We start from the raw sequence: 14735 nt of genomic DNA, 5'->3' as shown, positions 1-14735 counted from the left end.
CTAGTCGGCGGCGCGGAACGCCGCGACCCGCTCGGCCAGCCCATCGAGCACCACCAGCGTCGGGGGCAGCGTCGCCAGTGACGCGATCAGCGTGAGGAAGATCACGCCGACGGTCAGGAACCCGAAGCTGCTGAGCACCGGGAACGGTGACAGGATCAGCGCCGAGAACCCGAACACCGTCGTCATCCCGGAGACGGTGATGGCTTTTCCGACGCGGCTGGCCGCGATCTCCACGGCGTCGAGGCGACCGTAGCCGTTGTGCTGTTTCTCCTCGTAGTAGCGCTCCATGACGATGATGGTGTATTCGGCGCCGATGCCGACGGTCATCGCGCCCAGGCTGGCACCCAGCGGCGACACGGGGATGTCCAGCGCGAGCATGTAGATGTTCTGCCAGCCGATGACGAACACCATCGGCACCAGTGGTGCCACCGCCTTCACGAGGTCCCGGTAGTACAACCCGAGGAGCGCGAACACGAACAGGATGCCCAGGCCGGTCGTGGTGTTCCGCGAGTTGATCTGGTCGATGATCGACGGCACCGCGATCGACGACGTGCCGGTGACCTCAGCAGTAACTCCCGGCGGCGGGTTGCTGTAATCCAGTGACTCCTGTGAGTTCTCCAGGAACGACAACACCTGCCCGGTGGTCATGTCCTGTGGGGACGCCACGGTGATGTGTGCGCGCCCGTCGTTGTAATACCGCTGGCGCTGCTCGGTCGGCATCTGCGCGAGGACGCGCTCGACGCCACTGGTCGTGCGCGGGATCTCACCGCCGTTGTACTGTTTCACAGCCCCAGCGGGCGTGTCCACGCCTTCGACTAGTGGGGCTTGTGTGGCAACGTCGTTGAGGCCGTCCATCCAGCGCAACGTCTCAGGGTGTTTGAGGTGGGTGCCGGTGACGAGCACGTCGTAGCTGGTGCTCGTTCCGCCACCGGTCTGAGAGCGGAACTGCTGGAGGTCGACGTACGCGGGCAAGTCCTGGGGGATGAACTCTTCGGTGTCCGCGAGCGTCCCCAGCGAACTGGCGACCTGGAAGCCGACGCCCGACAGGACGAGCGCGATCGCAAGCACCGTCATCGGGTGGCTTGCGAGGATCCGCGACGTCCGGCCGAGCGTCGACCCCACGAGGCCGATACGCGAGTCCTCGTCGACCTCAGCGTGCGCGGCCTCGGGGTCTCCGCCGTCGGCCGCCGCCGGACTGTCGTCGCCCCAGCGCCGGATGTAGATCGTCAGCCCGGCGAGCAACACCAGGATGCCGGCGGCGTACGTGAGCAACACGCCGAGGATGGACGTCTGTGCGAACCAGATGATCGCCGGCGAGGACGTCGACACCCAGGTCGCACCGAACCCGAGGGCTGCCGCGAGCATCGCGATGAGGACCGGCGGCCCAACCCCGCCGAGGGCGTTCGGGAGCGCCTCGCGGGGCGGATGCGTCTCTAGTTCCTCTTCGTACCGCTCGTGGAACTGCACGGAGTAGTCGATCCCCAGCCCGATCAGGATGGGGAACACCGCGCTCGTCATCGTGGAGTTCGGGATCCCGCCGTAGCCGATCGCGCCGAACGTGTAGATGACGCCCACGAAGACGGCGACGATGGGCAGCAGGCGGAGTCGAACCCCGCGGAACAGGAAGAACAACGCGATCACCATCAGGCCGACTGCCAGCCCCAGCAGCTTCTGCGTGCTCTGCTGGATGACCGTCGAGAGCTGCGCGGAGAACGCCGCGTCACCCGTGACGGTGGCGGTCACGCTGGCGGGGAACCGCGCCCAGTCGCTGGTGCTCACAGCCTCGGTGTAGATCGGGCGTTGCTGTTGTTGTGTGAGGTCGGTGTCGGTGGCGATCTGGATCGTGGTGTAATCGGGGGACCCGATCACGGACTCGATTTTCGACTTCGAGTCCGGGATGCGGCCGTACGCAGCCCGCACCTGGTCGGCGGGGCTGCGCACTGCATACACGTCCTGTGTCTGTGACATCCGCCTGTCGTAGCGGTCGATCGCCTCGATCGCCGACGGCTCCGTGATGTCACCCCGAATGAGCACCGCGATGTTCCCGTGGTCGAACGAATCGGAGAACGCTTCGTAGGTGGGGTTGCTCCCGACGAACGCGTCGTCTCCGGTGACGCTCGTGATCTGTGCGGCGCCGCCGATCGCAACCAGGATGAGCAGTCCTGCGATGAGCAGTGTTGCGACTGGCCGCGCTTGGACGCGATCACCAATCGAAGCGAACGCACTACGTAGTTTGGGCATGGATTAGTTCCAGGCTGCGCTCACCGGCGCTGGTAGAGGACGTAGCCCACGCCAGCCACGACCACAACGAGTCCGATGATGACTGGCAGCGGCACTGGGAGCCCGCCGGACTGGGGCGACACCGGCACCCCGACCGTGAGGCCGTCCGTGTATTTCGTGTCACCGTCCGGTTCGTCGTAGCGCACTTCCACCGACGCGTCGTACTCTTTGGTGATCGCCGCGCTGTCGGCGCTGGCGGTGAACGTCGCTGTGGTGGTTTCGCCGGGCTGCAGTTCGCCGAGGTACGCGCCGTCGTCGGACGTCGACAGCGGATCACTCACGAACAGCTTGGCGTTCGCGGCGGACACCGGCTCGTCGCCCTGGTACCGTAGGGAGACCGCGACCGTGTCGCTACCGCCGGGGGAGACCGACGTGCTCACGTTGACGACCTCGAAGGGGTCTTGCTCGGCGCCGATTTCGAGGGGTTGGCGCAGCGGACTGGAGATCGTCCGCACGTCACCGTTGTCGTTCTCGTATTCGACGTTGAACGGGAAGGAGTTGCTGCCGGGCTCAGCGGAGCCTGGGATCGCGACGGTGAACGACACGGGCTTGGACTCGCCGGGTCCGAGGTCACCCACCGCGGACTCCCCGTTGGTCGGCTCGATGCCCGGGATCGATCCCAGGCGGACGGCGACGTTGTTCGCGGATCCCGAGCCGGTGTTCACGATTTCGCCGTGGATCTCGGCGTCGGACTCGTCGACCCGGAACCCCTCCGTCTCGACGTTCCGGAGTTCGAACGTGCGTTCGGGCTGGACGGACACGCCGGCGGTCAGGGACTGCGATTTCCGCGTCACGCCGTTGCTGTTGGTGTAGGCGACGACGGCGTTGATCGGGTAGTCGCCGGCATCGGCGTTGGATTCCGCGCCGACTTTCGCGGAGATGTTCGCTGTTTCGCCGGGGTCAAGCGCCGGAATGTACACGCTGGTCTGTGGCTGGGGGCTGGTCATTTGCCCGAAGTACAGCGTCGGGGACTGGCTGCTGAGCTGCACCGAGGCGTCGGTCGCCGTCTCGGTGCCCGTGTTTTTGACGTCGAGCGAGAGTTGCCCGGTGTCGCCGCCGTAGATCTCGTTTTCGCCCTGCGAGACGATCGAGAACTGTGGCTGGTCCTCGATGGTGATATCGACGTACTGGGTGGATTCCTCCTCGGTTTTCGTGCGGGAGGCTTCCTGGAATCGGCCGTAGGAAACCGATCGCGTGTGTTCGTAGGCGACGTCGATCGGGATGCGGTACGTCCCGGGCTCGACGTCTCCGACTTCGAGTTGGAACTTGATATCAGTGCCCTGTCCGCTGGGGAGGCTGCTGATCGTGTACGTCCCGCTTTTCGGGGTGATGTTGGCGTCCAGTTTCTCCGTCGCGATGTCGAGTTTGAGGGCCTCTGCCGTTTGGACCTCGCGCTCGTATTGGTCTTGTCCGCCCTGGATCAGCGTCCCGGAGTTCGACACCGTGACGGTGAACGCGTGTGCGGATTCCGGGGCGACAGGGCCGTCAGGCGAGGAAAGCGAGATGTCAGGCTTCCCCGTGACGGTGTTGTCGGCCGCGCTCACGGACAACGGAACTGCCGAGAGCGTGATGAGAACCACAACGGCCAGAACAGTTATACGCGATGCGTGTTTGCTTACTGATTGGGAGTCAAACATGTCTTCGTGAAGTACGTTTTCGGTTGGAATTCATCTCAGTGCGTTGTTTGTGACATCGGAAAGAGCCGTGCGTGAGTCGGTGAGGGTCCGATCTACTGTGTCGGTCGTGTCGTCGTGCCCTGGTGCCGAACCGCTTGGCCTCTATGCCTACCGAACGGTCGGGAGGAAATGAATGTTCCCATCTAGGCAACCACCGCGGAGACGTGTGTCATCGGGAACGTATACTGCCTGTAGCTTGGTAAGTGACTCGCCGCACACGGCAGTGCCGCCGCTATCGGCGGCCCACTAGCGCGGGGTCACGGAGAAACGCATCGAGGGCGTCGTTGAACTGGTCGGGTGTTTCGAGCATCGAGAGGTGTGCGGCATCCGGGAGCGTCGTCCACCCCCCTGTCTGCACGTGTTCCGCGAGGAACTCGTGGGCCGAGGGCGGTGTGAGGTGGTCGTGATCACCGGTGAGCGCGAACACCGGGCTGTCGATCTCCGAGAGTCGTGTCCGGACATCGAAGGTGTGACACGACCGGAAGTCGCGGTTGACGACGGCGCGCCCGCAGTCCCGCATTGCGTCCTTCGAGAGGGCGAGCGTGCGGTCGTCGGGGTCGTGGAACAGCCGGCCGCTGTCGTGGAGGAACGCCAGTGCCCGCTCGAACCCGGGGCCATCCCCGGCGAGCCAGGCGCGAAGCGAGTCGGCGACCGCGAGCGTTGCGCCACATCCGGCAAGCACCACGGCGTCCGGCTCAACGCCTCCGTCGAGGACTGCAGTGAGCACGACCGCACCGCCGAGGCTGTTCCCCACCAGGACGGACGCACCGACATCGGCGGCGACGGCGCGCGCGTCCGCCGCGTACGCGTCAAGCGTCTCCGGGCCAGGGTCGGTTTCGATGTCGTCGCTGTCGCCGTGCCCCGGTAGGTCCAGGGCGGCGACCCGATACGTGTCCGCGAGGCGCGCCAGCTGTGCTTTCCAGACGGCGTGGGTGCCGCCGCTGCCGTGGACGAACAACACGGTGGGTGCGTCTGCGGACCCACGGACGCGGTAGGCTGTCGACCGTCCGTGGTGGGCAAGCGTCTCCATGGTTGCGGCGAGAGCAACCAAGGGCATAAGACCTACGACGGTGTGAACCGCAATTCTACTTGTCGTCGGGAAACCCCATCACGTCCCCCACAACTGGACGAAGGGTTTAAGTGTGCTGAACGATTACCTTACGTTAGTAATATGACTTCGAAACCCCATCTCACCGAATCGGATCCGTTGGTTCGACGCTACGACTACGGCGATGCGGTGATCGTCGCCGCCGACCTCGGAGTCGACGACGACCGCGTTGCTGTCGACGTCGTCCAGGACACCGCGATCGTCACCCGCGACGATTCGCCGACCGACCAGTACGAACTCCCCGTTCCGGACGGTGACTCAACGCGGGCCTTCATCAACAACGGCGTCGTAACAGTCGAGGTGTCACGATGAAACTCACGGTCAAACCACTCAAACAGAAGGACGCAGGTCGCGGTCTCGCCGCCGTCGACCGCGACTCCATGGACGAGCTGGCGCTCGAAAACGGCGACTACGTGGTTATCGACGGCCAGGGCGACCACGGGCGCGCGGTCGCCCGCGTCTGGCCGGGCTACCCCGAAGACGACGGCGACGGCGTCGTCCGCATCGACGGACGGCTGCGCAAGGAGGCCGACGTCGGGATCGACGATCAAGTCACCGTCGAGCCCGCGGACATCAAGCCCGCCGGCGGCGTCACCGTTGCCCTCCCGCAGAACCTTCGCGTGCGCGGCAACATCGCGCCGATGGTTCGTGACCGGCTCAACGGCCGCCCGGTCACCGCGGGGCAAACCATCCCCATCTCGTTCGGGTTCGGCGGCATGAGCACCATCTCCGGCCAGCAGATCCCGGTCAAGATCGCCGAAACCGAGCCCAGCGGCACGGTCGTCGTCAGCAACGACACCGAAATCCAGCTCTCCGAGCGCCCCGCCGAAGAGATCGCGCCGGGGGCCGGTGAGGCAGCCGAGACCGGCGACCCCACGCCGAACGTCACCTACGAGGACATCGGCGGCCTCGACGGCGAACTCGAACAGGTGCGGGAGATGATCGAGTTGCCGATGCGTCACCCCGAGCTCTTCCAGCAACTCGGCATCGACCCGCCGAAAGGCGTGCTCCTCCACGGCCCACCCGGCACCGGCAAAACGCTCATCGCGAAAGCCGTCGCCAACGAGATCGACGCGCACTTCGAGACGATCTCCGGCCCGGAGATCATGAGCAAATACTACGGCGAAAGCGAGGAGAAGCTCCGCGAGGTCTTCGACGAGGCCGAGGAGAACGCCCCCGCGATCGTCTTCGTCGACGAGCTCGACTCCATCGCGCCCAAGCGAGGCGAAACCCAGGGCGACGTCGAGCGCCGCGTGGTCGCCCAGCTGTTGAGCCTCATGGACGGCCTGGAGGACCGCGGCGACGTCACGGTCATCGCGGCGACCAACCGCGTCGACGCCATCGACCCCGCGCTCCGCCGGGGCGGGCGTTTCGACCGCGAGATCGAGATCGGCGTCCCCGACCAGGACGGCCGCAAGGAGATCCTGCAGGTGCACACGCGTGGCATGCCGCTGGTCGAGGACATCGACCTCGACGACTACGCCGAGAGCACGCACGGCTTCGTCGGCGCGGACATCGAGAGCCTCGCCAAGGAAGCCGCGATGAACGCACTGCGCCGGGTGCGCCCGGACATCGACCTGGAATCCGACGAGATCGACGCCGAACTCCTGGAATCCATCTCGATCACGGAAGCCGACTTCAAGCGCGCGCTGAACGGCATCGAGCCGTCCGCGCTCCGCGAGGTGTTCGTGGAGGTGCCGGACACCACGTGGGCGGACGTCGGCGGCCTCACGGACACCAAAGAACGCCTCCGGGAGACCATCCAGTGGCCCCTGGACTACCCGGACGTGTTCTCCGAGATGGATCTCCAGTCCGCCAAAGGCGTCTTGCTGTACGGCCCGCCGGGCACCGGCAAGACGCTGTTGGCGAAAGCCGTCGCCAACGAGGCGAACTCGAATTTCATCTCCGTGAAAGGCCCGGAGCTGCTGAACAAGTACGTCGGCGAGTCCGAGAAGGGCGTCCGTGAGGTGTTCGAGAAGGCGCGGTCGAACGCCCCGACAGTGGTGTTCTTCGACGAGATCGACGCCATCGCGGGCCAGCGCGGGCGCGCAACCAGCGACTCGGGCGTGGGCGAGCGCGTCGTCTCCCAGCTGCTCACCGAACTGGACGGCATCGAGGCCCTCGAAGACGTGGTCGTGGTTGCGACCTCGAACCGGCCGGACCTCATCGACGACGCGCTGCTGCGGCCGGGTCGCCTCGACCGCCACATCCACGTGCCGGTGCCCGACGCCGACGCGCGCCGCGCGATCCTCGACGTGCACACGCGCGACAAACCCCTCGCGGACGACGTCGACCTCGACGCCGTGGCCCAGCGGATGGACGGGTTCGTCGGCGCGGACGTGGAGGCGCTCGTCCGGGAGGCCACGATGAACGCCACCCGGGAGTTCATCAACTCCGTCGACCCCGCCGACGCCAGCGACTCCGTGGGGAACGTCCGCGTAACGATGGCGCACTTCGAGGCCGCGCTCGGGGAGGTCACGGCCAGCGTCGACGCGGACGTCAAGGAGAACTACGAGGAGATCGAACAGCGGTTCAACACCGCGGACACGCCGACCGACGACGAACCCGCGTCCGGAGCGTTCCACTGACCGACGCGCCGCCCCGGAACGACGCCTGGCTGTGCCGAACGCACGCTGCGCTCGTCCCGTAGCGACCGACAGCAGGCCGTCGCCCGCCCGGCCTCAGTCCAGCTTCTCGGCGGCGTCTTTCTCGATGAGCGGGTCGGCGTTCGCCTCCGGGAGCGTGACCACGTCGCCGGCTTCGAGGTCGTAGGGTCGCTCGTCGACGCCGAGGATCTCACCGACGGTGTCGGTCACTCGGACACGAACCCGGGCGGTCGCCGCGTCGCCGCTGTCGGGCACGCCGGCGTCGTCTGCGGGTTCGCTTTGCACGCCGCCATCGGTGGTCGTGTCAACCCGGTCTGCCCCACCGTCCCCCGGGGGCTCCGGAGCCGGTGGCGGGTCGAGGGTCCCGCCGTCGTCACCGCCCATTGCGGCAGCCACCGAGGAGCCGCCCGCCGGCGGGCTGGCGTCCCTGGGAGACGTGTCGCCGGCATCGCTGTCCGGGGCCGGGGAGCCAGGATCGGCCGGGTCGTCGCCATCGGGACGCGCACTGGCCGCGTCGCCCGCGATCACGTCGAGCACGTGCGCCTTGTTGTCCTCGATGCGGGCAACCAGGTCACCGTACAGGTCGCGCTCCTCGGCGGTGAGCCCGCCCTGGTCGTCGGGCATCCCGGCGGCCGCGAGGCTGGCCTGCTTGACGAGCTTCCCCATGCGGCGCTCGTAGATGGCCTCCGTGACCTGCTCGGCGGTCTCGATTTTGTCCGTGAGCTCCTGGACCTCCGGATCGCCGAACGGATCGGTGGCCGCGGCCGCGGCGTCGTCGCGGCGGTCTTTCAGTGACTCGATGAACGCCGCGACGTCCGCGTAAAACGACTCCTGGAGGTCCTGCAGGCCGTCGGTCGCGCGCTCCTGTGTTTGTGCCGCCCGTAAGTCGTCTAAGTTCATTCTGTGGCCTTCTCGGCGGTACCGCGGGCCATCATGAAGACACCCGCGTACTCTGGAACTGTGCTCACGCCCGGCCCGACTGTAAGGTTTTCCCCACGCAGCTCGACGGTGTGCTCTGCGGGTAGCTCGACGGTGATGTCGTGGCCGACGAACGTCTCCGGAACGGCGTCGACGAGCGGATCGAAGTCATCGAGTGCGGCACGGTCGAGGCGCTGCACCTCCAGCCCGCTGCCGCCGTGCAGCGATCCGGGCAGCCGGATCAAGCGGTTCGTGTCGGTGGTCACCGGCTCGTCGATGGGTGCCTGCTCGGCCGCGACGGTCTCGTCGATGTAGCGCCGCGCGACCGTCAGGAACGCCGGATGCACGTCGACGTTTCCACGCTTCACCGCCGTGGTGTTGTCCGCGACCACGTTGTAGATGGCCCGCGCCGATCTCTCTCCGACGCCGTCGAACTCCGTGAGCGTCGCCACGGCGTCGTCCTCGCCGCGCTCGATGAGGTCGTCGGCGAACGCTTCGAGGCGGGTGGTGACCCGACGGCCCCAGCCGCCGTCGGCCGGCAGCATCCGCTTCTCGGTGGGGTTCTCTAGCCCGCGGCCGCCGACGGGTTCAGCCTCGACCAGCGTCTCCAACGCCAGGTCGTTGCCGCGCACGTAATCGACGATCTCCCGGCGCTCCTCGCTGCCGAGCTCGTAGACGCCCGCATCGCGGACGTGCACGTGGTATCCGCGGCCGCCGGAGAACGTCACGGTCAGCTCCTCGAACCCGAAATCGCGCTCGAGGAAATCGAGCAGCCGCAGCAGTGCGTCCTTGCACTTCGACAGCATCTCCGCGTAGGAATCCTCCCCGAGGGTGACACGCGGCAGGTGGTCGGCGTCGAGGTCGAACACCAGATCCGAGCCCTGCCAGTGTTTTTCGTCCATCGTCGCCGCCCCCGGAGCGTCGTAGGTGCCCGCCGAGAAATAGACGTGCCGGGGGCATTTCCGTTCGAGGAACGACGCCATCGACCCCAGATCCAGCGTGGATTTGTGCCGAACCATCGTCGTGTCGGGGCCGGCAGTCCACGGGATATACCCCCACTCGCGGTCGTCGGCGCGCGGGGGGAGGTCGATCTCCGCACGGCGGTACACGTCGCCGAACCGCCCCCGGAGATACGCACGGGTCCGTTCCTCCATGTCGGGACGGCAGTACGCCGACCGCGGGTAAATCAGTGTCGTCTCGCCGGGATCGACAGCGCGTCTCGGCCGGACGAACCGACCCGGCGCCCGGTGCATGCCGGCAATCGTGGGGTGACCGTTCGATGCGCATCGCCCCGCCGATGTCCCGGACTCCGGGCCGGCGGTAGCGGTACAGAACGGCCGTCGCCTCGCCACAGCGGGAGTGATGGCTCGCCAGCGGGCCCTGCTAGTCGTCGGGCGTGGTGTAGAGGTGGTAGCCCGCGAGGGCCGCCACGATGGCCGAGACGAACTCGGAGACACCAACAACGGTGAACGCTTCCCAAAACGTCATGCCGAACGACCGCAGGAACGGCACGGCGAACAGACCCGCCGCACCGACGAGAGCCGCACCAGCGAGCGCGACGACAGCCAGCCTGTTGAGCGACGCTGGAAAGTCGCCGTCGGCGTCGCCGTCGTCGCGCGATCGTGCGAGTACAAGACCGAGTGGGGGACTCATCGTGTGTCGTTGAAAAGCCGCGCCGGTTGTGGGGCTGTCCTGCGTGTGCGATCAGTCGCTGGTCGCGGCCGCGCCGTCGCCGGCGGACGGCTCCGGCGCTTCGGCTTCGCCGAAGATCGCACGACTGCGCAGGAGGATGAGCCCGAAGCCGACCTTCGCGCTCACGTCAAGCACCATGAACAGCAGCGTCTCGATGTTCAGCGGCACGATTCCCGCACCTTCGCTGCCGATCAGCCACACGACGGGATACGCGGACCACAACACAACGGTAACGTTACGCAGTACTTTGAACGTGGATGCGACCTCGGGGCGCATGCTTTCGGCCTTCGAGGTGAACCCGAAGAACAGCACGTACAGGATGTACAGCATCGCTGCGGTGCTGATCGCCCACCACACGAAGCGGTACGAGTAGACCTTCGTCAGTGCGCCGACCAGGCCGGTCCCGATCATGATGCCGTCGGCACCGACGAGCGCAAGGATCGTTCCCTGATCTGCGTCAACGAGCAACGCGAGGTCTAACAACAACAGCGGCGTGGTGAACAGCCAGTCAGCGTACCGCGCCCAGTAGATGGGGTTTTGCTCCCCACCGAACGGTACCATTGTGAGGCCATACCCCAGCAGCATCGAGAGGTACATCGTGAACGCGATGGCTGGGACGAGCGTCGTGATGGCGTAGAATTTCTTTGCATCTGGGTCCGAGACGCCCATCCCTTTCACGAGGAAATAGAGCGTCCCGAGTCCCATTAGCGCCGTACCGAGCGCTAGCCAGATCCACTCCGGACGTCCGGTGATCTGGGCCTGCGATACCCCCTCCACTGCTGTTGGCAATAACTCCAACATGCAACAGTACCTAACGAGGATATGTGTGTAACTCTACGACCCAATCAGTATGGTACGCTCGTGACGGAATTTAGACCGATGAACCGTCAGACACGGAGCCGACACGCGGATTCCGAACCATACCAAAATAGCGCACCCCACCGAGTGTGTGGGCCACAGCGGCTGTGAAATGCCCGCTGCCTGCTGGTTCAACGGCCGGCTGGCGTCGAAACACCCGCGGTGAAGTCGGTGCGTGCACGCGTGTTACCACTCGAAGCGCACGAAAAACTCGTGATCGTTGCGGCACTCAACCGTTCGCACCTTCTGGGTGTCGCTGGTCGGCTCCTGTCGTGACGCAGCCGTGACGGACTTCACGGTTGCACCCATCGGGAGCCCCATCTTCACGTCGGATCCGCACCGCGGACAGTGGAGGTCGGTGATCGGCACTACTCCCGGGTGTGTCTTCCCGTTCCTTAAATATTCTCCAGTTCTGATACCCCACTAGCTTGGGTCTTTTTTGATGCTCGGTAGTGACGTGTGTATTCATATGAGCAATAGGTCGCAGTTCGTCCCGTCGTGGCTCGTGCCGGAGGCAGCCGGCGACCTCCCGTTGACCGTGTCGCGGCTGTCACTGCTCGCGCTTGCCGCCGCGTTCGCGGTCGGATACGGCGCGGGCTTCGCGGTCCCACTGGAGGTCCAGGCGGGCGTCTACCTGTTGGGTATGGTCGCGATGAACCTCCCGCACGGCGGCTACGAGCATTTCGAGAACCTGCGGCGACGGGCTGCCTCCTTCCAAGGCAAGTATATCGTCGCCTACCTGGTCGGGATCGCGGCGTTCGGCGCGCTGTTTTTCGTCGCGCCCGTCGCCGGACTGGGGCTGGCAGTCACGGTGGCCGTCGCCAAAGGTGGGTTCGGTGGCGTGCAGTCGATGGACGCCCTCTACGGAACTGACCATTTGCGCACGCGCCCCCAGCGGTGGCTCGCCGCCGTCGTCCGGGGCGGCGCAGTGATGGTGGTTCCCATGTTGTTCTGGACGGACGTGTTCTACGCGTTCAGCTCGGTCATGATCTCGATTTTCGACCCCAGCGCCGTGTCGGCGCTCGGCGGTGACATCGCAACCCGGCGGCTCGTGCTCGGCGGCGGGTACGGGGCGCTCGTGGTCGCACACCTGGGGCTCGGCTACCGGCGGGCGGCCGGTACCGGGTCGTTCCTCGCCGACGCCGCCGAGACGCTGCTGTTGATCGCGTACTTCGCGCTCGTTCCGGTGGTCATCGCCGTCGGGCTGTACTTCCCGCTGTGGTACTCGGCCCGCCAGGTGGCCCGATCGTCGGCCGTCGACGACACGGCGGTGACGCAGGCAGACGCCACCGGCATGCTCGACGCCCTGGACGCCGACGACCCGGCGCGCGCCACGCTCGCCTCGTGGGCGGTGCTCATCGTCGGCAGCGTCGCCACGTTCGGCCTGGCGACCGTGCTCTGGCTGCTGTCCCCACAGCCCCTGGGTGGTGGTGGGATCCTCGTGGGCTTGGTCGCGTTCTGGAGCATTTTCGTGAGCATCATCGCGCTCCCGCACGTCGTCGTCGGCGGGTGGCTTGACCGCACTCGCGGCATCTGGTACGTCCCATGACGAGCGTCCAGAACACCGAGTCCGAGACCGCCGCCGGCGCGACGACGATCGGCGTGTTGTTCGCGGGCAGCGACCCGGAGACGGGGCCGGCTGCCTGCGACCTCGACGAGGACGGCCGCTTCGACGTGACCCAGATCCGTGATTTCGTGGCCGCACGCGATCGCGTCGACGATCCCGACATCGACTGTGTGGTCGCCGTCCACGAGCCGGATGGCTTCGACGGCGTGGCGTTCCTGGAAGCAGTCCGGCAGACCCACGCGGAGTTCCCGGTCGTGGTCGTGCCGACAGCCGTCGACGAGGACGTTGCGCGGCGCGCCGTCGACGCCGACGCGACGGGGCTGGTGCCGGCGGTGTCCGAGGACGCCACCGCGACGATCGCCGACCGCATCGAGCAGAGCGCGCCCGCCCACTCCGAGGACACCGAGACGCGGATGCCGATCTCCGACCTGACCGTGGAGTCCGAGCGCCGCCTCAAAGAGCAAGCCCTCGACGAGGCCCCGATCGGGATCACGATCTCGGACGCCACCGACCCGGAGGAGCCGATCATCTACATCAACGACTCCTTCGAGGACATCACGGGGTATTCGCCCGACGAGGTCGTGGGCGCGAACCACCGCTTCCTCCAGGGGCCGAAGACCAACGAGGACCGCGTGGCGGAGTTCTGGACCGCGATCACCGAGGACCACGACACCCAGGTCGTGTTGCGGAACTACCGCCGCGACGGGTCGCTGTTCTGGAACCAGGTGGACATCAGCCCGATCTACGACGAGGACGGCACCGTCTCACACTACGTCGGGTTCCAGATGGACGTCTCCGAGCGCATGGCTGCCCAACAGGAGCTCCAGGGGGAACGCCAGTCCCTGGATCGACTGCTGGACCGCGTGAACGGCCTGATGAACGATGTCACGTCGGCGTTAGTGCGGGCGGCCGACCGGGAGGAGATCGAAACCCGGATCACCGACCGCATCGGCACCGGCGGCGAGTACGCCGGCGCGTGGTTCGGGCGGTACGACGCGACCGAGGACACGATCACGGTCGCGGAGGCAGCGGGGGACTGTGAGGGATGCGACGGCGACGTCTTCGATCTCGCGTCCGCCGGCGAGGCCGTCGCGTTGCTTCAGGACGTCGTCGAGCAGCGCGAAGCGCTCGTGAGCACGGACGCCGACGACGTCTCCGGGACCGCCGACGGCGACGCGTGCGTGCTGGTGCCGGTCACGTACCGGTCGACGACCTACGGCGTGCTCGCCGTGTCGACGGCCGAACACCGCATCGACGACCGCGAACAGGTGTTGTTGCGCTCGCTTGGCCGCACGACCGGCGCGTCGATCAACGACGCGTTGACCCGGCGCACCATCGCCACGGACACCGTGTTGAACATCGGCGTCGAGCTGTCCGATACGGCGCTGTTCCTGGTCGAGTTGGCGGGGGCGACAGACACCACCTTCGAGCAGGAGGCGACGATCGCGGACAGCCAGACGCAGGGCGTGCTCATGCTCGTGACAACGCCACACGACGACCCCCAGGCGGTCGTCGACACCGCGTTGGGCTACGACGCCGTCCAGGACGCCGAGGTCATCGTCTCGACCGACGACGAGAGCGTGGTGCAGTTCGATCTGTCGAGTTCGCCGCTGGTGGACGTGCTCTCCGAGTGTGGGAGCCGGGTCATCCGCATGCACGCCGACCGGACGACGCTGGAGCTCGACGTCCGGGTCGGAACCGAGGGGGCGGCGCGGCGGGTGTTGAGCACGTTGCGGGACAAGTACGCCGACGTGGAGCTGGTCGCGTACCACGAGGACGATCCCGAGCAGACCCCGCATGGGTTCCGCGAGGAGTTGCGCAGCGACCTGACTGACCGGCAGCTCACCGCCCTCCAGAAGGCGTACGTGAGCGGCTACTTCGAGTGGCCGCGGCGCGCGGAGGGCAAGCAGCTCGCGGAGTCGATGGATATCGTGCCGTCGACGTACCACCAGCATCTGCAGGCTGCCAAGCAGAAGCTCGTCGGCGCGTTCTTCGAGGAGTGACGCGGGCCACACGCCGGCTGTGGCGGA

Annotated in this window: 12 protein-coding genes; 4 read left to right on the top strand and 8 right to left on the bottom strand. The window is 66.6% G+C overall.

Going from position 1 to position 14735, the window contains the following annotated elements; all coding sequences use genetic code 11:
- The 3 genes from JT689_RS07330 to JT689_RS07320 form a co-directional block, all read right to left on the bottom strand.
- A complete protein-coding gene (locus tag JT689_RS07330) occupies positions 1–2241 on the bottom strand; it encodes an RND family transporter (RefSeq protein WP_010903077.1) in 2241 nt (746 codons plus the stop codon).
- A 20-nt stretch (positions 2242–2261) separates the two neighbouring features.
- Positions 2262–3824: a COG1361 S-layer family protein gene (locus JT689_RS07325; protein ID WP_229373348.1), complete on the bottom strand. Its 1563-nt coding sequence runs from the start codon at positions 3822–3824 to the stop codon at positions 2262–2264.
- A 364-nt stretch (positions 3825–4188) separates the two neighbouring features.
- The gene (locus JT689_RS07320; protein ID WP_205250823.1) at positions 4189–4986 is read right to left on the bottom strand and encodes an alpha/beta hydrolase; all 798 of its coding nucleotides are present in this window, start codon (positions 4984–4986) and stop codon (positions 4189–4191) included.
- Between the two features lie 141 nt (positions 4987–5127).
- Between JT689_RS07320 and JT689_RS07315 the strand changes: the two genes are divergently transcribed.
- Together JT689_RS07315 and JT689_RS07310 are read left to right on the top strand one after the other, a co-directional pair.
- On the top strand, positions 5128–5376 hold the full coding sequence (locus JT689_RS07315; RefSeq protein ID WP_205250822.1) for a hypothetical protein: 249 nt from the start codon (positions 5128–5130) through the stop codon (positions 5374–5376).
- Complete coding sequence (locus JT689_RS07310) at positions 5373–7652, top strand: CDC48 family AAA ATPase (protein WP_205250821.1); 2280 nt, start codon at positions 5373–5375, stop codon at positions 7650–7652. The genes JT689_RS07315 and JT689_RS07310 overlap by 4 nt, the downstream gene beginning before the upstream one ends.
- A 93-nt stretch (positions 7653–7745) precedes the next feature.
- Here JT689_RS07310 and JT689_RS07305 read toward each other — a convergent pair whose 3' ends face one another.
- The 5 genes from JT689_RS07305 to brz all read right to left on the bottom strand — a co-directional run bounded on the left by JT689_RS07305 (position 7746) and on the right by brz (position 11507).
- Positions 7746–8570, bottom strand: coding sequence for a hypothetical protein (locus JT689_RS07305; RefSeq protein WP_010903072.1), 825 nt, complete (start codon positions 8568–8570; stop codon positions 7746–7748).
- A complete protein-coding gene (gene priS / locus JT689_RS07300; protein WP_205250820.1) occupies positions 8567–9742 on the bottom strand; it encodes a DNA primase small subunit PriS in 1176 nt (391 codons plus the stop codon). The genes JT689_RS07305 and priS overlap by 4 nt, the downstream gene beginning before the upstream one ends.
- 229 nt (positions 9743–9971) lie before the next feature.
- Positions 9972–10241, bottom strand: coding sequence for a hypothetical protein (locus JT689_RS07295; protein WP_010903070.1), 270 nt, complete (start codon positions 10239–10241; stop codon positions 9972–9974).
- A gap of 51 nt (positions 10242–10292) precedes the next feature.
- Entirely contained in the window at positions 10293–11081 is a 789-nt protein-coding gene (locus tag JT689_RS07290) for a bacteriorhodopsin (RefSeq protein WP_010903069.1), read from the bottom strand.
- Positions 11082–11324: 243 nt separating this feature from the next.
- Positions 11325–11507, bottom strand: a complete 183-nt coding sequence (gene brz, locus JT689_RS07285; RefSeq protein ID WP_012289336.1) for a bacteriorhodopsin-regulating transcriptional regulator Brz — start codon at positions 11505–11507, stop codon at positions 11325–11327.
- Between the two features lie 100 nt (positions 11508–11607).
- On the opposite strand from brz, the gene JT689_RS07280 reads away from it, so the two are divergent.
- Positions 11608–12687 (top strand): Brp/Blh family beta-carotene 15,15'-dioxygenase, encoded by a 1080-nt coding sequence (locus JT689_RS07280; RefSeq protein ID WP_205250819.1) that lies wholly within the window; start codon positions 11608–11610, stop codon positions 12685–12687.
- A complete protein-coding gene (bat, locus tag JT689_RS07275) occupies positions 12684–14708 on the top strand; it encodes a bacterioopsin transcriptional activator Bat (protein WP_205250818.1) in 2025 nt (674 codons plus the stop codon). The genes JT689_RS07280 and bat overlap by 4 nt, the downstream gene beginning before the upstream one ends.
- Positions 14709–14735: the final 27 nt, after the last annotated feature.

The organism is Halobacterium sp. GSL-19, assembly GCF_016917855.1.
Lineage (GTDB): Archaea > Halobacteriota > Halobacteria > Halobacteriales > Halobacteriaceae > Halobacterium > Halobacterium salinarum.
Note: the sequence above shows the minus strand (reverse complement) of the source record. Positions and strands in the feature narration are given on the sequence as shown.

What these genes read in the sequence shown, in the direction of transcription:
- JT689_RS07280 (WP_205250819.1), top strand. Translation starts at nt 11,608, where the DNA reads ATGAGCAATAGGTCGCAGTTCGTCCCGTCGTGGCTCGTGCCGGAGGCA.
- JT689_RS07330 (WP_010903077.1), bottom strand. Translation starts at nt 2,241, where the DNA reads ATGCCCAAACTACGTAGTGCGTTCGCTTCGATTGGTGATCGCGTCCAA.
- JT689_RS07320 (WP_205250823.1), bottom strand. Translation starts at nt 4,986, where the DNA reads ATGGAGACGCTTGCCCACCACGGACGGTCGACAGCCTACCGCGTCCGT.
- priS (WP_205250820.1), bottom strand. Translation starts at nt 9,742, where the DNA reads ATGGAGGAACGGACCCGTGCGTATCTCCGGGGGCGGTTCGGCGACGTG.
- JT689_RS07295 (WP_010903070.1), bottom strand. Translation starts at nt 10,241, where the DNA reads ATGAGTCCCCCACTCGGTCTTGTACTCGCACGATCGCGCGACGACGGC.
- JT689_RS07305 (WP_010903072.1), bottom strand. Translation starts at nt 8,570, where the DNA reads ATGAACTTAGACGACTTACGGGCGGCACAAACACAGGAGCGCGCGACC.
- JT689_RS07290 (WP_010903069.1), bottom strand. Translation starts at nt 11,081, where the DNA reads ATGTTGGAGTTATTGCCAACAGCAGTGGAGGGGGTATCGCAGGCCCAG.
- JT689_RS07310 (WP_205250821.1), top strand. Translation starts at nt 5,373, where the DNA reads ATGAAACTCACGGTCAAACCACTCAAACAGAAGGACGCAGGTCGCGGT.
- bat (WP_205250818.1), top strand. Translation starts at nt 12,684, where the DNA reads ATGACGAGCGTCCAGAACACCGAGTCCGAGACCGCCGCCGGCGCGACG.
- JT689_RS07315 (WP_205250822.1), top strand. Translation starts at nt 5,128, where the DNA reads ATGACTTCGAAACCCCATCTCACCGAATCGGATCCGTTGGTTCGACGC.